The organism is Enterobacter cloacae complex sp. EB5, assembly GCF_031432835.1.
Classification (GTDB): Bacteria; Pseudomonadota; Gammaproteobacteria; order Enterobacterales; family Enterobacteriaceae; genus Enterobacter; species Enterobacter hormaechei_C.
Window position 1 is genome coordinate 573158 of sequence record NZ_CP133860.1, and the last position, 18234, is coordinate 591391.

Below are 18234 nucleotides of genomic sequence, written 5' to 3' on the forward strand. Positions count from 1 at the left end.
TAACGATTATGCAAATGATTAAACAGTGCTTTTTCTTACTGGTTCTGGGAACCGCCGCGTTATTTATGCCGCATGCGAAGGCGACCTGCACCACGCCGGATCTGCCCAAAATGATTAATGTGGCCTCCATCTCTGTCCCCACGACGCTGGCGGTTGGCGCAACCATTCCGGGTACAGAGCAGAGCGTTCATGTTGCCGGGCACTGCGATCAGAGTATCGACAGCGGACTGGAAATTGTCTCGTGTTACTACGGTACCGGAGCGGAAATTCCGGGGCTTAAGGGAGTATATGAATCCGGCGTACCGGGTGTCGGGGTCGCATTGATGAACGATCAGGGTCAGCGAATCAGCGGAGCAGGCGGAGTACAGTGCGATTCACGCGGAACGCCTGTTGGCTATGTTTCTACTGATGGCACACAGTCGTTCAACTTTGACGTCACGCTTGAACTGGTCAAAACAAGCGACGCCGTGACCTCCGGCACGCTGGTGCAGTCTCAGACCGAATTTGGCATTGGCGTTTTCGGTCACGAAGGGATCGGCAGCCCTAACCATATTGCGTATGCAGGTAACGTCATTTTGCATCAGGTCACCTGCTCTGTTTCGCCAAAAAATCTCACCGTTAATTTGGGTGATTTTCCCGTCAGTGATTTTATGAGCGTGGGGTTTTTATCCAGCCCCGCTCAAACGTTTAATATCACCGTTAACTGTGACACAACCGTTCAGCCTGAGCTAAAAATCACCAGTGCTAACGGCTACGAGACGGCATTCGAGGGGGTGATCAAACTGACGAAGCAGACAGGCATGGCAACGGGCGTCGGGGTGAGAATGCTGTTTGATGACCGCATTGCGACCTTTGACACCTACGTCAGCACCCAAAGCCAGGCCGTTGCCAATGAAACGCTGGATATCCCCTTTCAGGTTCGCTACGAGCAGATCAGCGATGTGGTGACGCCCGGCCCCGCCAACACCGTAGCAACCATCACTCTCGCCTATAAGTGACCGACATGAAAAAGACAATCGCGTTTCTGGCGGTGGGCTTACTGGCCCAGGCCCACGCAGACGACATTCAGATCCAGATGACGGGAAATATTTACGCCAATACCTGCGTCATTGACAGCGCCAGCCGCAACCTGACAGTGGACTTAGGCCAGGCGGTGTCGGGCAGTTTTAAAGACGTGGGAGATACCGGCGAGTGGAAAGACTTTTCCCTGTCCGTATCGCACTGCCCTGCCACGCTGGCGCTTGCCACGGCCTTTTTCTATGGCCAGGCAGACAGCGTGCATCCGACCAAATTTGCCAATATCGGTAGCGCAAAGGGACTGGCGCTGGAGCTGGCAGACCGACAGGACAAAATACTGATTGCCCCACAGGCCGCCTTTAACGCCGCCATCAATCCGGGTGACCACACGGCAACCTTTCCCCTGTCCGCACGTTACTACGCCACCTCAATGCCCGTCACTGCCGGGACATTCAGCAGCGTGATTCAGGTGACATTCACTTACCAGTAGGACCGCGCCCCTTAGCACGGAAGCTTTTTCGACGCCCGGCAGCAAGTTTTGCCGGGCGTTTTTTTACTTCCGGCACGTCCGGCTGCTCAATCGGGAAGATCGGCAGCGCATTCAGCAGCCGCTGGCCATAGTTTTTGGTGAGCAGACGTTTGTCATAAATCACCACCTCGCCCCAGCAGCCGTGGCTACGGATCAAGCGCCCAACCTGCTGGATCAGGTTAAACGACGCCGCAGGCAGGCTTTGCACTTCAAACGGATAACGGTTGAGGCTTTTCAGCCATTCGCCTTCGGTGATCACCACCGGGCTGTCGATGGGCGGGAAAGCGATTTTATGGATATGCACCTGCGTCAGGTAGTCGCCTTTCAAATCCAGCCCTTCCGCAAAGGACTGTAGCCCCACCAGCACGCTGCGCTCGCCGTTATCAATGCGTTTACGGTGGGTTTCCACCAGCCGATAGCGCGGCTGATCGCCCTGCACCAGCAGGAGCAAGCGCAGATCGGTGACGTGCTCCAGGAAGCGTTGCATCGCGCGGCCGCTGGCAAACAGCACCAGCATGCCGGGGTATTTTTTACTCTCAACCTGCTCGCGGAAGTAGGCCGCCATTTCCGCAATATGCTGCTCTTCGTTATCGATAAGCGGCTCATAGTTCATGCGCGGGATCACCAGCTTGCCCTGCTCACAGTGGTTGAACGGTGAGTCCAGGGCCACAAAACGGTCCCCCGCTTTCTCTTTCAGGCCGCTCATTTCCTGCAACCTTGAGAAGCTGTTCAGGGAACGCAGGGTCGCCGACGTCACTACCACGTGCGGCACGCTGCGCCAGATCAGCTTTTCCAGCTGATCGGCCACGCGAATGCCCACGCAGTGGAAGAACAGATGTACCTGCCCGTCCCGCACTTCGCGGGTGGCCCACTTAGTCACTGGCGCCCCGGACGCCTGCGCCATTGAGGCCAGCCGCCAGAGTTTGCTCTGCGCCTCAAACATGCCCAGCGCACGGTTCATTTGCAGCAGAATGCGGTGCAAACGCACCACGTCATGAGTACCGGTTTTCTCGCTGAGATCGTTTAAGAACATCTCGGCCAGCCCGCGCAGCTTTTCAAGGTGCTTCGCCAGTTGCTGACAAATTTCCATCACTTCCTGCGGCAACTCACCCATCGCAAAGCGGTGTTCCGCTTCCTGGGTAGCGGGAAGATACAGGTTAAGGATGTTATTCAGCGAGGCGATGAGGCCGTACACCTCTTCACAGTGCTCGCTCAACCGCTCCGGGACCGCCAGCGGCGGCGTGGTTTTCGGGCGGAACTGCTCCATGCAGGTTGCCACCAGCTTGCAGAATAGATCCAGTTGCAGGCGAAACCACGGGGCGGTAATTTCCGCACTCATCTCCAGCGCATCCCGCGCCACGTCGGGCAGATGATGACCTTCATCGAGCACCAGCAGCAGGTTTTTGGGCTCCGGCAGGACCGCTTCACTCTCCAGGGCAGCCATCACCAGCGCATGGTTGGCGACAACCACCTCCGCTTCCTGAATCTCACGCCGGGCGACAAAGAACGGGCACTCGCGGTAGTAGTGACAGTTGCGGTTCAGGCAGCTCGCTTTATCGGTGCTGAGCCTGCGCCACAGGTCGTCGCCGATTGCCTGGCTGGTGTGATCCCGCAGGCCGTCCCACCTGTAGCCATCGAGATCGGCCTTCAGCTTTGCGCACTGCTCCTGCTCCGCCTTGTTATTTGGCGTTAGCTCGTCATCAAGAAACGCGAGCAGATCCTGCTGGGAGGGTTCACTGCTGGCCAGCGCCGCCAGATTGCGCGGGCAGACGTAGCGCCCGCGACCAAAGGCGGCGGTGAAGCGTAAATCGGGGATAATTTTGCGCAGCAGCGGCAAATCTTTGCTGAAGATCTGATCCTGCAAGGCCACGTTAGCGGTGCTGACCACCAGCGTTTTGTCTTCTTCCCGCGCGATGGCAATGCCGGGAATGAGATACGACAGGGTTTTCCCGACGCCGGTCGGGGCTTCAATCGCCAGATGTCGCCCGTCGTCCCCGGCGAGCGTTTTTGCCACGTCGGCAATCATCTGCCGCTGCGGGGCTCGGGGGATAAAGTCGGGGATCTGCTGTTGTAGCGCCTTATACCATGCGCCAATTTGCGCCTTGAGCGCAGCGGTTAAAGCCATCGGAAAACCTGAAATACTGTATAAACAGCCACTATTGTGGCACTTTCTCTCCGCTGCCGCAAAAAGAAAAGCCCGGCTTTACGACCGGGCTTCCAGATTACTGCGGGTTAGCAGGTTTACGCGGGCGGCGTCGGCGCTGCCCCTCGCCTGTCGGTTTCCCTTCGCCGCTACGCCACGGGTTTTCACCGGCTGGTTTGCTGTCGTTATGACGACGCGGCGGTTTGCCCGAAGATTTCGGCGCGCCACCTTCTGAACGACGCGGCTGCTGGCCGCGACCACCGCCGCCCTGACCGCGCCCGCCACCCTGACGACCGTTCTGAATTGGCTCGGCTTTGATCGACGGGTCCACTTCATAGCCCGGGGTTTCAATGCGCGGGATCTCTTTCTTCAGCAGGCGTTCGATGTCGCGCAGCAGCTTGTGTTCATCCACGCAAACCAGAGAGAGCGCTTCCCCGGTTGCCGCCGCGCGTCCGGTACGGCCGATACGGTGAACGTAATCTTCCGGCACGTTTGGCAGCTCGTAGTTCACCACGTGCGGCAGCTCTTCAATGTCCAGGCCACGGGCGGCGATGTCGGTTGCCACCAGCACGCGAATGTCGCCGGATTTGAAGTCCGCCAGCGCACGGGTACGCGCGCCCTGGCTCTTGTTGCCGTGAATAGCCGCGCTGCGGATGCCGTCTTTATTCAGCTGTTCCGCCAGGTGGTTGGCGCCGTGCTTGGTGCGGGTAAAGACCAGCACCTGCTGCCAGTTGCCCTGGCCGATCATCTGGGAGAGCAGTTCCCGCTTGCGCTTCTTATCCACAAAGTGAACGTGCTGCGTCACCTGCTCGGAGGCGGTGTTGCGGCGCGCGACTTCCACTTCCAGCGGGTTATGCAGCAGCTTTTCCGCTAGCGCCTTGATCTCGTCGGAGAAGGTCGCGGAGAAGAGCAGGTTCTGACGACGCGCAGGCAGTTTAGCCAGCACGCGGCGAATGTCGTGGATGAAGCCCATGTCCAGCATGCGGTCGGCTTCGTCCAGCACCAGAATTTCAACGCTATCGAGCTTCACCGCGTTCTGGTGTTCCAGATCCAGCAGACGCCCCGGCGTTGCCACCAGCACGTCCACGCCGCCGCGCAGCTTCATCATCTGCGGGTTAATGCTCACCCCGCCGAAAACCACCAGCGAACGAATGTTGAGGTAGCGGCTGTATTCACGCACGTTCTCACCAATCTGAGCCGCCAGCTCGCGGGTTGGGGTGAGGATCAGCGCACGCACCGGACGACGGCCTTTGGCGTGCGGCTGGTTTTTTACCAGTAGTTCTAACAGCGGCAGGGTAAAGCCCGCGGTCTTACCGGTACCGGTCTGCGCGCTTGCCATCAGGTCACGACCCTGCAAAACGGCCGGAATGGCCTGCTGCTGGATAGGGGTTGGCTCAACGTAGCCCTGCTCTGCGATGGCGCGCAGAATTTCCGGGTTCAGACCAAGGGAATCAAAAGACATAAAAACTCCGAACCGCCCCGACCATCACAGGTGTAGTTTTCAGGGAGATATAACGAATAGAAGGACAAAAACCACAATGTCGCGAAGGTGCGGAGTGTAGCAGCTTTTGTGACGTGGCGCATAAAATATCCCCGGCGGTGACTCGACGCAGGCAGGAATCAGGCATAAACTTAATCAATCGATTGATTAATTTTTAATGCTGCTATGAATACAACCCCAACGACAACCAAAGGCGAACAGGCGAAAAGTCAGCTTATCGCCGCTGCGCTGGCGCAGTTTGGCGAGTATGGTCTGCATGCCACCACGCGGGATATCGCCGCCCAGGCCGGGCAGAATATTGCGGCCATCACCTACTATTTTGGCTCAAAAGAGGATTTATACCTCGCCTGCGCCCAGTGGATCGCGGATTTTATCGGCACCAGCTTTCGCCCGCACGTGGAAGAAGCCACCGCGCTGTTCAGCCAGCCAGAGCCGGACCGGGCTGCCATCCGCCAGCTGATTCTTAACGCCTGTCACAACATGATCCGCCTGCTGACGCACGACGATACGCTGAACCTGAGCAAATTTATCTCCCGCGAGCAGCTCTCCCCCACTGCCGCGTACCAGCTGGTGCACGATCAGGTGATCGCCCCGATGCACGGCCATCTGACCCGGCTGATCGCCGCCTATACCGGACGGGACGCCAGCGATACCGACACCATTTTGCATACCCACGCCCTGCTGGGTGAAGTGCTCGCCTTCCGTCTGGGGCGTGAGACCATCCTGTTACGTACGGGCTGGGAACAATTCGATGAGGATAAAGCCGCGCAAATTAGCCTGGTCATTACCTGTCACGTTGATCTGATCCTGCAAGGCTTAACGCAAAGGAGCCAGAAGTCATGAAAAAACCTGTCGCCATCATTCTGGTGGTTGTTGTGTTACTTGCTGCGGGAATCGGTGGCTGGCTGTGGTATCAGAGCCAGCAGGATCGTGGCCTGACGCTGTACGGCAACGTGGATATCCGCACCGTGAATATGAGCTTCCGCGTCGGCGGGCGGCTGGCCTCGCTGAACGTTGACGAAGGCGATGCCATCAAAGCCGGGCAGACGCTCGGGATGCTGGACAAAGCCCCGTTTGAGAACGCGCTGATGCAGGCAAAAGCAGGCGTCTCCGTCGCACAGGCGCAATACGACCTGATGCTGGCGGGCTACCGTGACGAAGAGATCTCCCAGGCGGCCGCTGCCGTTAAGCAGGCAAAAGCCGCCTATGACTATGCGCAGAATTTCTATAACCGTCAGCAAGGCTTATGGAAAAGCCGCACTATTTCCGCCAACGACCTGGAAAACGCGCGCTCATCCCGCGACCAGGCGCAGGCGACGCTGAAATCTGCCCAGGATAAGTTAAGCCAGTACCGCACCGGTAACCGTGCGCAGGACATTGCCCAGGCGAAGGCCAGCCTTGAGCAGGCGCAGACGCAGTTAGCCCAGGCGGAGCTGGATCTGCACGACACCACGTTAGTCGCCCCGTCTGACGGTACGCTGATGACCCGCGCCGTGGAGCCGGGCAGCATGCTCAGCGCGGGCAGCACCGTGTTAACGCTCTCCTTAACCCGTCCGGTGTGGGTGCGCGCTTACATTGATGAGCCAAATCTTGGCCAGATGCAGCCGGGACGCGAACTGCTGCTCTATACCGACGGCCGCCCGGACAAGCCGTATCACGGCAAAGTGGGCTTCGTCTCTCCTACCGCCGAGTTCACGCCAAAAACCGTTGAAACCCCGGACCTGCGTACCGACCTGGTGTATCGCCTGCGCATCATCGTCACCGATGCGGACGACGCGCTGCGTCAGGGCATGCCTGTTACCGTGACCTTAAACGACGGGGAACGACATGAATGATGCGGTTATCCAGCTCAACAATCTGGTCAAACGCTTCCCGGGAATGGCTAAACCGGCGGTCGCGCCGCTGAACTGTACGATTCAGAAAGGCTATGTGACCGGGCTGGTGGGGCCGGACGGCGCGGGTAAAACCACGCTGATGCGGATGCTGGCGGGATTGCTGAAGCCGGATGAAGGCAGTGCCAGCGTGCTTGGCCTCGATCCGATCAAAGACGACGCGGCGCTCCACGGCATACTCGGCTATATGCCGCAGAAGTTTGGTCTGTACGAAGATCTGACGGTAATGGAAAACCTGAACCTGTATGCCGATCTGCGCAGCGTTACCGGCGAAACCCGGCAGAAAACCTTTGAGCGTCTGCTGGCGTTTACTTCCCTCGGCCCGTTCACCGACCGGCTGGCGGGCAAACTTTCCGGCGGGATGAAGCAGAAGCTGGGGCTGGCCTGCACGCTGGTGGGCGAACCGAAGGTGCTCTTGCTGGATGAACCCGGCGTGGGCGTGGACCCGATTTCCCGCCGCGAGCTGTGGCAGATGGTGCATGAGCTGGCGGGTGACGGCATGCTGATCCTCTGGAGTACCTCTTACCTCGACGAAGCGGAGCAGTGCCGCGACGTGCTGCTGATGAACGAAGGCGAACTGCTCTATCAGGGCGAGCCGACCAAACTGACGCAAACCATGGCCGGGCGCAGTTTTCTGCTGCACAGCGCGCAGGAATCCAACCGCAGGCTGCTCCAGCGGGTGCTCAAGCTGCCCCAGGTGAGCGACGGGATGATTCAGGGCCGTTCGGTGCGCGTGATCCTCAAAAAAGAGGCCACCGCCGACGATATCCGCCGTGCGCAGGGGATGCCTGAGATCGACATGACAGAGACCGCGCCGCGCTTTGAAGATGCGTTTATCGATCTGCTGGGCGGGGCGGGAACCTCAGAATCACCGCTTGGCGCCATCCTGCACACGGTGGACGGCACGCCGGGCGAAACGGTCATTGAAGCGAAATCGCTCACCAAAAAATTCGGTGATTTCGCCGCCACCGATAACGTCAATTTTGCCGTGAAGCGCGGCGAGATTTTCGGCCTCCTCGGGCCGAACGGCGCGGGAAAATCCACCACCTTTAAAATGATGTGCGGTCTGCTGGTACCGACGTCCGGCAAAGCGCTGGTGCTGAACATGGATCTCAAAGTCAGCTCCGGCAAGGCGCGCCAGCACCTGGGCTATATGGCGCAGAAGTTTTCGCTCTACGGCAACCTGACGGTGGAGCAAAATCTGCGATTTTTCTCCGGCGTCTACGGCCTGCGGGGACGGGCGCAGAACGAGAAGATCGGCCGCATGTGCGACGCCTTCGGCCTGACCGATATCGCCTCACACGCGACCGACGCGCTGCCGCTTGGCTTCAAACAGCGGCTGGCGCTGGCCTGCTCACTGATGCACGAGCCCGATATTCTGTTTCTGGATGAACCGACTTCGGGCGTTGACCCCATTACCCGCCGCGAATTCTGGTTGCATATCAATAGTATGGTGGAAAAAGGGGTAACCGTGATGGTCACCACCCACTTTATGGACGAGGCGGAGTATTGCGACCGCATCGGGCTGGTCTATCGCGGCAAGCTGATTGCCCACGGCACGCCGGATGACCTGAAAGCGCAGGCCGCCGACGACGCGCAGCCAGACCCGACCATGGAGCAGGCGTTTATCACCCTCATCCACGACTGGGATAAGGAGAATACTCATGCGCAGTAACGCCCTTTCCTGGCGCCGGGTGCGCGCCCTGTGCGTCAAAGAGACGCGGCAGATTGTGCGAGACCCCAGCAGCTGGCTGATTGCGGTGGTGATCCCCCTGCTGCTGCTGTTTATTTTCGGCTACGGGATTAACCTCGACTCCAGCAAGCTGCGGGTCGGGATCCTGCTGGAGCAGCAGAGCGAAGAGGCGCTGGACTTCACCCACGCGATGACCGGCTCGCCCTACATCGATGCCACCATCAGCGACAACCGGCAGGAACTGATCCAGAAAATGCAGGCCGGAAAAATTCGCGGTCTGATCGTCATCCCGGTCGATTTCGCCGCCAACATGGCACGCCCGGGCGCCGATGCCCCGATTCAGGTGATCACCGACGGCAGCGAGCCGAACACCGCCAACTTCGTGCAGGGCTATGCGGAGGGGATCTGGCAGCTGTGGCAGATGCAGCGCGCCGAAGACCGGGGGGAAAAATTTGAACCGCTGATTGACGTGCAGACGCGCTACTGGTTTAACCCCGCCGCCATCAGCCAGCACTTTATTATTCCGGGGGCGGTGACGATTATCATGACGGTGATTGGCGCGATCCTCACCTCGCTGGTGATCGCCCGCGAATGGGAGCGCGGCACCATGGAGGCGCTGCTCTCCACCGAAGTGACGCGCGTCGAGCTTTTGCTCTGCAAGCTGATCCCCTACTACTTCCTCGGCATGCTGGCGATGCTGCTCTGTATGCTGGTCTCGGTATTTATTCTTGGCGTGCCGTACCGCGGCTCGCTGGTGCTGCTGTTCTTTATTACCAGCCTGTTTTTACTCAGCACGCTGGGGATGGGACTGTTAATTTCCACCGTCACCCGCAACCAGTTTAACGCCGCGCAGGTGGCGCTTAATGCCGCCTTCCTGCCGTCGATTATGCTCTCCGGCTTTATCTTCCAGATAGACAGTATGCCAGCGGTGATCCGCGCCGTGACCTACATCATTCCGGCGCGCTACTTTGTGAGTACCCTGCAAAGCCTGTTCCTGGCGGGGAATATTCCGGTGGTGCTGATCATCAATACCCTGTTTTTGCTGGCGTCGGCGGTGATGTTTATCGGGCTGACGTGGATGAAAACGAAAAGAAGATTAGATTAGCCATCGGATTTTGTAGGTCGGGTAGGCGCAAGCGCCACCCGACAGGAGGACGACGCGATGTTTCACCGTTTATGGACATTGATCCGCAAAGAGCTGCAATCCTTGCTGCGCGAGCCGCAGACCCGCGCCATTCTGGTGCTGCCGGTGCTGCTTCAGGTTGTACTGTTTCCGTTTGCCGCCACGCTGGAGGTCACCAACGCCACCATCGCCATTTACAACGAAGACAACGGCAAGCATTCCGTCGAGTTGACGCAGCGTTTCGCCCGCGCCAAAGCCTTTACCCATGTCCTGCTGCTGGAAAGCCCGCAGGCGATCCAGCCCACCATCGACACGCAGAAAGCATTATTGCTGGTGCGCTTCCCGGCGGACTTCTCCCGCAACCTGGACACCTTCCAGACCGCGCCGATGCAGCTGATCCTCGACGGACGTAACTCCAACAGCGCCCAGATTGCGGCGAACTATTTGCAACAGGTGGTGAAGGATTACCAGCAGGAGCTGATGGCGGGCAAACCCAAACCCAACAACAGCGAACTGGTGGTGCGCAACTGGTACAACCCGAACCTGGACTACAAATGGTTTGTGGTGCCGTCGCTGATCGCCATGATCACCACCATTGGCGTGATGATTGTCACCTCGCTGTCCGTGGCGCGCGAACGTGAGCAAGGGACGCTGGATCAGCTGCTGGTCTCGCCGCTCGCCACCTGGCAGATATTTGTCGGCAAGGCGGTGCCGGCACTGATTGTCGCGACGTTCCAGGCCACCATCGTGCTGGGCGTGGGAATATGGGCGTACCAGATCCCGTTTGCCGGATCGCTGGCGCTGTTTTACTTCACGATGGTGATTTACGGCCTGTCGCTGGTGGGGTTTGGGCTGCTGATTTCCGCGCTCTGCTCAACGCAGCAGCAGGCGTTTATCGGGGTGTTTGTCTTTATGATGCCGGCGATTTTGCTTTCAGGGTACGTTTCGCCAGTGGAGAACATGCCGGTGTGGTTACAGGATTTGACGTGGATAAACCCGATTCGTCACTTTACGGATATCACCAAGCAAATCTATCTGAAGGATGCGAGTCTGGATATTGTGTGGGGAAGTTTGTGGCCGCTACTGGTCATCGCGGCCACAACGGGCTCAGTGGCCTATGCGATGTTTAGACGAAACATCGCGTAGCTTTTTCTCTTTGGTGAGCAACGACACCACCGCAGGCCCTGCGAGGATAGCCAGACCCGCCAGGGCCAGCAGCAGGTTGTTTTGCAGCACGCGTGACAACAGCCACAGGACGATCATTGCCGCACCAAAATACCAGGTGGTGGTGAGCTCTTCGAGCACATCACCCACTTCACGCCAGCGCGCGTCGTGGTGACGCTGTAAAAACAGCATCGACAGCACGGTCACGCCGTAAACCACACATAACCCTAAGCCGACGCGCACCAGCGTGCCGCTCATCCAGCCCATCACCAGTACGGCCACGACCAGTAAATGCAACATTATCTGCCAGCAACTCAAACCGGTTGCGACACGAACGCGTTGTTGCCACTTCATGGCTTCTCTCCTGAAGGATTTTTCTCTGCTAATTCAGACTACCGCACTTTACGGAAAATTCCGTAACGCCGCATCTTTTTGTGACGCCTACTACACTTTATTTTCATCGGGATAGTCACCCAGGAAGGTGTTTATGAGCAAAAAAACGCAGCATTTCTCGCTTAAGGTGCTGACGATAAACATTCATAAGGGCTTCACAGCATTTAACCGCCGCTTCATTTTACCGGAGCTGCGCGACGCGGTACGTACCGTCAGCGCCGATATTGTCTGCCTCCAGGAGGTCATGGGCGCGCACGAAGTGCACCCGATGCATTTCGAAAACTGGCCCGACACGCCCCACTACGAGTTTCTGGCGGATACCATGTGGAGCGATTACGCCTACGGGCGCAATGCGGTCTACCCTGAGGGGCATCACGGAAACGCGGTGCTGTCGCGTTTTCCTATCGAGCATTATGAGAACCGCGACGTCTCCGTTGGCGAGAGCGAAAAACGCGGGCTGTTATACTGTCGTATCACCCCCCCGGCGCTCGATTTTCCCATTCATGTAGGCTGTGTTCATCTTGGCCTGCGTGAAGCCCACCGTCAGGCCCAACTACAGATGCTGGCAGACTGGACCAATGCGCTGCCGGAGGGCGAGCCCGTGGTGGTGGCCGGTGATTTCAACGACTGGCGGCAGCGGGCCAACCATCCGCTGAAGGTGAATGCGGGGCTGGAGGAGATTTTCACCCGCGCACGCGGTCGTCCCGCGCGGACGTTTCCGGTGCGCTTCCCCCTGCTGCGCCTTGACCGTATCTACGTAAAAAATGCCCACGCCAGCAGCCCGACGGCGCTGGCTTTACTCAACTGGCGACATCTCTCCGACCATGCCCCACTCAGCGCGGAGATCCACTTATGAAATGCACATGGCAGGAAGGTAACCGTATTACGCTGCTGGAAAATGGCGATAACTATTATCCGGCGGTTTTTGAGGCGATTAGTCACGCACAGCAGAAAGTCTTTCTGGAAACGTTTATCTGGTTTGAAGACGACGTGGGCAGGCAGTTGCACAGCGCACTGCTGCATGCCGCCCGTCGCGGTATAAAAATCGAGGTTCTGCTCGACGGGTATGGTTCGCCGGATCTCAGCGACGAATTTGTTAACGAGCTCACTGCCGCAGGGGTGGTGTTCCGCTATTACGATCCCGGCCCGCGTCTGTTCGGCATGCGCACCAACCTGTTCCGCCGAATGCACCGCAAAATTGTAGTGGTGGATGAAACGGTGGCCTTCGTTGGCGGCATTAACTACTCCGCCGAGCATATGTCGGATTACGGTCCTGAGGCCAAACAGGATTATGCAATCCGCATTGAGGGACCGGTAGTTCAGGACATTCAGTTGTTCGTGCTGGAAAACTTACCCGGCAAAGAGGCCGCACGCCGCTGGTGGCGACGCCGTCATCGCCCGGAAGAGAACCGCAAGCCCGGCGAGGCGCAGGCGCTGTTCGTCTGGCGGGATAACGAGGAGCACCGGGACGATATCGAGCGTCATTACCTGAAGATGCTGGCGAACGCGAAGCGCGAGGTGATTATCGCCAACGCCTATTTCTTCCCCGGTTACCGGATATTGCACGCCATGCGCAACGCGGCCCGACGCGGCGTGAGCGTGAAGCTTATCGTGCAGGGTGAGCCCGATATGCCGATTGTGAAGGTGGGCGCGCGTCTGCTCTATCGCTATCTGGTCAAAAGCGGCGTGCAGATCTATGAGTATCGTCGCCGCCCGCTGCACGGCAAAGTCGCCGTGATGGATGACCACTGGGCGACCGTCGGCTCCAGCAACCTTGATCCGCTGAGCTTATCGCTCAATCTGGAAGCGAACCTGATCATCCACGATCGCCAGTTTAATCAGACCCTGCGCAATAACCTTCAGGGTCTGATCAATAAAGACTGCGTGCGGGTGGATGAGTCCATGGTGCCGAAACGGAGCTGGTGGAACGTGGGCATCGGCGTGGTGGTGTTCCACTTCCTGCGCCACTTCCCGGCCATGGTGGGCTGGCTGCCCGCGCATACGCCGAAACTGGCGCTGGTGGATCCGCCTGTGCAACCCGAAATGGAAACCCAGGACCGCGTAGAGGCGGAAGATGGAGGGAAAACCTGATGTCGAAATCTCATCCTCGCTGGCGGCTGGCGAAAAAAATCCTGACGTGGCTGTTCTTCATCGCCGTCGCGGTACTGCTGGTGGTGTACGCGCAAAAGGTAGACTGGGAAGAGGTGTGGAAAGTTATCCGCAACTACAACCGGACAGTCCTGCTGGGGGCCGTTGGGCTGGTGATAGTAAGTTACCTGATGTACGGCTGCTATGACCTGTTAGGGCGCGCCTACTGCGGGCACAAGCTGGCAAAGCGGCAGGTTATGCTGGTGTCATTCATCTGCTACGCCTTTAACCTGACGCTCAGCACCTGGGTGGGCGGGATTGGTATGCGCTATCGCCTGTACTCCCGCCTTGGCTTACCAGGCGGCACCATCACGCGCATTTTCTCACTGAGTATCACCACCAACTGGCTGGGCTATATTCTCCTCGGCGGGGTGATTTTCACCATCGGCGTGGTGCAGCTGCCTGCGCACTGGTACATCGATGAGGCTACCCTGCGCATTCTGGGCATCGTACTGCTGCTGATCATCGCAGCCTACCTGTGGGCCTGCGCCTTTGCCAAACGTCGCCACATGACCATTAAAGGCCAGAAGCTGGTGCTGCCGTCATGGAAATTTGCCGTCCTGCAAATGGTGGTTTCCAGCGCTAACTGGATGGCGATGGGGGCCATTATCTGGCTGTTGATTGGCGAAGATGTGAACTACTTCTTCGTGCTGGGCGTGCTGCTGGTAAGCAGTATTGCCGGCGTGATTGTGCACATTCCGGCGGGGATTGGCGTACTGGAAGCGGTGTTTATCGCGCTGCTTGCGGGGGAGCATGTGTCTCACGGGACGGTTATCGCCGCCCTGCTCGCGTACCGCATGATCTACTACTTCCTGCCGCTGGCGCTGGCAACGGTCTGTTATCTGGTGCTGGAGAGTCGGGCGAAGAAGCTGCGCGCGAAGAATGAGAGGATGTTAGCGAAGTGAGTTGTGTCGGGTAGCGCTGCGGTCTGATGCCCTCACCCCGGCCCTCTCCCACGGGGAGAGGGAGAAAAGCCCGCACCGTGCAATCCCCTCTCCCTGAGGGAGAGGGTTAGGGTGAGGGGGAAATAACTAGCGACGGTTGCCAAAAATACGCAGCAGCATCAGGAACAGGTTGATGAAGTCCAGATAAAGCGTCAGCGCGCCCAGAATCGAGTATTTGCGCAGGTTTGAACTGTCGCGAACATCAATTTGTTCACCGATGTTTTTCAGCTTCTGGGTGTCGTAAGCGGTTAAGCCCACGAAGATCACCACCCCGATATAGGTCACCGCCCACATCAGCGCGTCACTCTTCAGCCACAGGTTCACCAGCGACGCCAGCACAATCCCAATCAGCCCCATAAACAGCATGTTGCCGAAGCCGCTCAGGTCACGTTTGGTGGTGTACCCGTACAGGCTCATCACACCGAACATCCCGCCGGTCACCACAAAGGTGCTGGCGATGGAAGAGTAGGTGTAAACGATGAAAATACTGGAAAGCGTCAGCCCGGTCAGCGCCGAATAGAGCATAAACAGCGTGGTCGCCATACCCGCGCTGAGCTTGTGCACCAGCCCGGAGAGCACGAACACCAGCGCCAGTTGCGCAATAATCAGCCCAAAGAAGGTGATTTTGCTGGAGAAGATAAACATCATCAGTTCAGGCGTGTTTGCCGCATACCACGCGATAAACGCGGTAAGCAGCAGGCCAACCGTCATCCAGCCATACACCTGAGCCATGTAGGTTTGCAGCCCGCTACGGGTCTGCTGAACTATCGAATCGGAACGCGGAAATCGGTCCATGATTCACTCCTGATTAAGTAAACACACACGTTAAGACTAACACATCCACGTAAACCTGTTACCAGCGGCTGGCAGCCTGTTTGTCGCTGTCGCGCGATTCCACCCAGCGCTCACCTTCCGGCGTCGCTTCACGCTTCCAGAACGGCGCTTTGGTTTTGAGGTAATCCATGATGAACTCCCCCGCCGCAAACGCACTCCCGCGATGGGCGCTGGTGACGCCGACAAACACAATCTCTTCACCGGGCCACATTTCGCCGATGCGATGGATAACCGTAACACGCCCCAGCGGCCAGCGGCCTCGCGCCTCTTCCACAATGGCCGCCAGCGATTTTTCGGTCATTCCCGGATAGTGCTCCAGCGTCAGCGCTTTTACGCTGTCGCCGAGATTATGATTACGCACTTTCCCGGTAAACGTCACGACCGCGCCGTCTTCGTCGCGCCCGGCCAGCCAGTCATATTCCGTGCCCACGTTAAAACGCTCATGGCCGACCAGAATTCGGGTTTCCGTCATCTTAACCCCCTGTGACCGGCGGGAAGAAGGCCACTTCGTCCCCATCGGCCAGCGGGTGGGTCAACTCCACCAGCGTCTGATTCACGGCGGCCAGCAGTTTGCCTTCGTCCAGCGCCAGCGCCCAGCGGTCGCCTTGCGCCGCCAGATGCGCACGCAGGGCGGCGACATTTTCGAAAGCGCCGTCCAGCGTCAGGCTGTCGGTATTCACCAGCTCACGCACCTGGGCAAAAAAGAGCACCTTAATCATGGCTTTCCACCTTAAAATCGCCGGATTTGCCGCCGCTTTTTGCCAGCAGACGCACCGGGCCAATCACCATATCTTTCTGCACCGCTTTACACATGTCGTAGATGGTCAGCGCCGCCACGGAGGCCGCCGTCAACGCCTCCATCTCCACGCCGGTTTTCCCGGTTAAGCGGCACAGGGACTCGATACGCACGCGGTTATGCGCCGGCTGCGCCTGCAAATTTACCTCCACTTTGCTGAGCATCAACGGATGGCAGAGCGGGATGAGGTCCCAGGTACGTTTAGCGGCCTGAATACCGGCGATGCGGGCGGTGGCAAACACGTCACCCTTGTGATGGCTGCCGTCGATAATCATCGCCAGCGTCTCCGGCAGCATGGTGACGAACGCTTCAGCACGCGCCTCGCGCACCGTTTCGGCTTTGGCGGAGACATCCACCATATGCGCTTCGCCAGCGGCGTTAATGTGGGTCAGTTGTGACATAGCTTATTTCTTTAAATGGGGATGGAAATTACACGGACGGGTACGGGCATCCAGCTGCGGGGCAATAATGTTTTCCCACGCGGTGCGGCAGGCTTTGGTCGACCCCGGCATGGCGAAGATCAGCGTCTTGTTCGCCACCCCCGCGACGGCACGGGACTGAAGCGTAGAGGTGCCAATCTCTTCAAACGAGAGCATGCGGAACACTTCGCCGAAGCCTTCCACTTCGCGATCGAACAGCGGGAGCAGCGCTTCCGGCGCCTGGTCGCCTGCGGTAAAGCCGGTGCCGCCAGTGATCAGCACCACCTGGACGTCATCACCCGCAATCCACTGTGAGACCTGAGCGCGAATGGCGTAACGGTTTTCTTTGACGATCGCTTTATCAACAATCTGGTGTCCGGCTTCGTGTGCCGCCTCGCGCAGCCAGTGGCCGGAGGTATCATCCTCTTCACCACGACGATCGGAAACGGTAAGAATAGCAATGCGTGTCGGGATAAATTCCGCGCTTACCTGACTCATCTTCTGGTTCCTTCTAAAGCCTGATTACCCGCCGATATAGGACAGGTTCTGAGTAATGCCGGTGTTGCCCTGATGCAGGAAATGGGTCTGCTTTTTGTGCGTCAGCGCCTCGGAAATGCGTGCTTCAAGCGCGTCCTGTTGGGCGTCATCTTCCAGCAAATCGCGCAGATCGACGCCGCCATCCCCGAACAGGCAAAGATGGAGCTTGCCGACGGAGGAGACGCGCAGGCGGTTGCAGCTGGCACAGAAGTCTTTTTCATAGGGCATGATCAGGCCGATTTCGCCTTCATAATCCGGATGACAAAAGACCTGCGCCGGGCCATCGCTGCGCTGGCGGATCTGGTGGATCCAGCCGCGTTTCAGCAGTTCGTCGCGCAGAACCATGCCGGAGATATGATGGCGACGGAACAGCTCGCTGCCCTCCCCGGTCTCCATCAGCTCAATAAAACGCAGTTGAATGCGGCGCGGTTTGATCCACGCCAGGAAGGTGTCCAGCTGATGGTGGTTCACATCACGCATCAACACGGTGTTGACTTTGACCTTGTCGAAACCGGCGGTGAACGCGGCATCGATGCCGTCCATCACCTGCTGGAACTTATCCTGGCCGGTAATGGCGTGGAACTGACGGGCGTCCAGGCTATCGACGCTGACGTTGATCGCCGTCAGCCCCGCATCGCGCCAGTTCGCCACGTCACGCGCCATGCGGTAACCGTTGGTGGTTACTGCAATCTGGCGGATACGTTCGTTTTCACGCACGGCGGCAATGATGTCAGGGAAGTCACGGCGCAGGGAGGGCTCTCCCCCGGTAAGACGCACTTTTTCCGTGCCGAGTTCAGAGAACGCGCGCGTGACGCGGCGTACTTCATCCACGGAGAGAAAGCCGTTATTGGTGACGCTGCCCGGCTTGTAGCCATCGGGCAGGCAGTAGGTGCAACGGAAGTTACACACGTCGGTAATCGACAAACGTAAGTAGAAAAACTTACGCGCGAAAGCATCAGTAAGTTGTGAAGCCATGTACACCTTTCCAGATCGGGAGGCACAGTCATTTCTTTCTGTACCCTGGTGGCAAATCCGCCACGGCCAGGGCGCCATATCTCTCGACACAGGCGCCAGGGCTAGAGTGTATGTTTTCAGATTTGA

Annotated in this window: 19 protein-coding genes and 1 riboswitch; of the genes, 10 read left to right on the plus strand and 9 right to left on the minus strand. The window is 58.3% G+C overall.

Annotated features, from left to right (window positions below; genetic code table 11):
• Positions 1-8 precede the first annotated feature (8 nt).
• Complete coding sequence (locus RHN82_RS02810; RefSeq protein ID WP_047053096.1) at positions 9-998, plus strand: fimbrial protein; 990 nt, start codon at positions 9-11, stop codon at positions 996-998.
• Between the two features lie 5 nt (positions 999-1003).
• Complete coding sequence (locus RHN82_RS02815; protein WP_047053095.1) at positions 1004-1507, plus strand: fimbrial protein; 504 nt, start codon at positions 1004-1006, stop codon at positions 1505-1507.
• Here RHN82_RS02815 and dinG read toward each other — a convergent pair.
• Positions 1494-3671, minus strand: a complete 2178-nt coding sequence (dinG, locus tag RHN82_RS02820) for an ATP-dependent DNA helicase DinG (RefSeq protein ID WP_047053093.1) — start codon at positions 3669-3671, stop codon at positions 1494-1496. The genes RHN82_RS02815 and dinG overlap by 14 nt on opposite strands.
• Before the next feature lie 97 nt (positions 3672-3768).
• Positions 3769-5151 (minus strand): ATP-dependent RNA helicase RhlE, encoded by a 1383-nt coding sequence (gene rhlE, locus RHN82_RS02825; protein ID WP_047053091.1) that lies wholly within the window; start codon positions 5149-5151, stop codon positions 3769-3771.
• Between the two features lie 204 nt (positions 5152-5355).
• Here rhlE and cecR point away from each other — a divergent pair, with 204 nt between their 5' ends.
• From cecR to RHN82_RS02850, 5 genes are read left to right on the plus strand one after another with little or no spacing between them, the layout of a single operon-like run.
• Positions 5356-6033, plus strand: coding sequence for a transcriptional regulator CecR (gene cecR, locus RHN82_RS02830; protein WP_047053089.1), 678 nt, complete (start codon positions 5356-5358; stop codon positions 6031-6033).
• Positions 6030-7025, plus strand: a complete 996-nt coding sequence (gene hlyD, locus RHN82_RS02835; RefSeq protein WP_047053087.1) for a secretion protein HlyD — start codon at positions 6030-6032, stop codon at positions 7023-7025. Before cecR ends, hlyD begins: the two co-directional genes overlap by 4 nt.
• Positions 7018-8757, plus strand: a complete 1740-nt coding sequence (locus RHN82_RS02840) for an ATP-binding cassette domain-containing protein (RefSeq protein ID WP_047053085.1) — start codon at positions 7018-7020, stop codon at positions 8755-8757. Before hlyD ends, RHN82_RS02840 begins: the two co-directional genes overlap by 8 nt.
• A complete protein-coding gene (locus RHN82_RS02845) occupies positions 8747-9880 on the plus strand; it encodes an ABC transporter permease (protein ID WP_039271291.1) in 1134 nt (377 codons plus the stop codon). The genes RHN82_RS02840 and RHN82_RS02845 overlap by 11 nt, the downstream gene beginning before the upstream one ends.
• A gap of 57 nt (positions 9881-9937) precedes the next feature.
• The gene (locus RHN82_RS02850; protein ID WP_017384932.1) at positions 9938-11044 is read left to right on the plus strand and encodes an ABC transporter permease; all 1107 of its coding nucleotides are present in this window, start codon (positions 9938-9940) and stop codon (positions 11042-11044) included.
• Here the strand turns inward: RHN82_RS02850 and RHN82_RS02855 are convergent.
• A complete protein-coding gene (locus RHN82_RS02855) occupies positions 11006-11416 on the minus strand; it encodes a YbhQ family protein (protein WP_003858499.1) in 411 nt (136 codons plus the stop codon). The two genes, RHN82_RS02850 and RHN82_RS02855, sit on opposite strands and share 39 nt — an antisense overlap.
• Before the next feature lie 133 nt (positions 11417-11549).
• Here RHN82_RS02855 and RHN82_RS02860 point away from each other — a divergent pair, with 133 nt between their 5' ends.
• Genes RHN82_RS02860 through RHN82_RS02870 form a run of 3 tightly spaced genes read left to right on the plus strand, consistent with a single transcriptional unit; the run spans position 11550 to position 14508 of the window.
• On the plus strand, positions 11550-12311 hold the full coding sequence (locus RHN82_RS02860) for an endonuclease/exonuclease/phosphatase family protein (RefSeq protein ID WP_047053083.1): 762 nt from the start codon (positions 11550-11552) through the stop codon (positions 12309-12311).
• On the plus strand, positions 12308-13546 hold the full coding sequence (gene clsB / locus RHN82_RS02865; RefSeq protein ID WP_047053080.1) for a cardiolipin synthase ClsB: 1239 nt from the start codon (positions 12308-12310) through the stop codon (positions 13544-13546). Before RHN82_RS02860 ends, clsB begins: the two co-directional genes overlap by 4 nt.
• Complete coding sequence (locus tag RHN82_RS02870; protein ID WP_047053078.1) at positions 13546-14508, plus strand: YbhN family protein; 963 nt, start codon at positions 13546-13548, stop codon at positions 14506-14508. The genes clsB and RHN82_RS02870 overlap by 1 nt, the downstream gene beginning before the upstream one ends.
• Before the next feature lie 126 nt (positions 14509-14634).
• Here the strand turns inward: RHN82_RS02870 and RHN82_RS02875 are convergent, their stop codons facing one another.
• The 6 genes from RHN82_RS02875 to moaA all read right to left on the minus strand — a co-directional run bounded on the left by RHN82_RS02875 (position 14635) and on the right by moaA (position 18108).
• Complete coding sequence (locus RHN82_RS02875) at positions 14635-15342, minus strand: Bax inhibitor-1/YccA family protein (RefSeq protein ID WP_015571081.1); 708 nt, start codon at positions 15340-15342, stop codon at positions 14635-14637.
• 58 nt (positions 15343-15400) lie between these two features.
• Positions 15401-15853 carry a molybdopterin synthase catalytic subunit MoaE gene (moaE, locus tag RHN82_RS02880; RefSeq protein ID WP_022647503.1) on the minus strand — a complete coding sequence of 151 codons (453 nt, stop codon included), beginning with the start codon at positions 15851-15853 and terminating at the stop codon, positions 15401-15403.
• Position 15854: 1 nt separating this feature from the next.
• The gene (moaD, locus tag RHN82_RS02885) at positions 15855-16100 is read right to left on the minus strand and encodes a molybdopterin synthase sulfur carrier subunit (protein ID WP_040117401.1); all 246 of its coding nucleotides are present in this window, start codon (positions 16098-16100) and stop codon (positions 15855-15857) included.
• Positions 16093-16578, minus strand: a complete 486-nt coding sequence (gene moaC / locus RHN82_RS02890; RefSeq protein WP_017384934.1) for a cyclic pyranopterin monophosphate synthase MoaC — start codon at positions 16576-16578, stop codon at positions 16093-16095. Before moaC ends, moaD begins: the two co-directional genes overlap by 8 nt.
• A 3-nt stretch (positions 16579-16581) precedes the next feature.
• Entirely contained in the window at positions 16582-17094 is a 513-nt protein-coding gene (gene moaB / locus RHN82_RS02895; protein ID WP_045334163.1) for a molybdenum cofactor biosynthesis protein B, read from the minus strand.
• A gap of 24 nt (positions 17095-17118) precedes the next feature.
• Entirely contained in the window at positions 17119-18108 is a 990-nt protein-coding gene (gene moaA / locus RHN82_RS02900; RefSeq protein ID WP_017384935.1) for a GTP 3',8-cyclase MoaA, read from the minus strand.
• Positions 18096-18229: riboswitch (molybdenum cofactor riboswitch) on the minus strand. Its footprint overlaps the gene before it by 13 nt.
• Positions 18230-18234 lie beyond the last annotated feature (5 nt).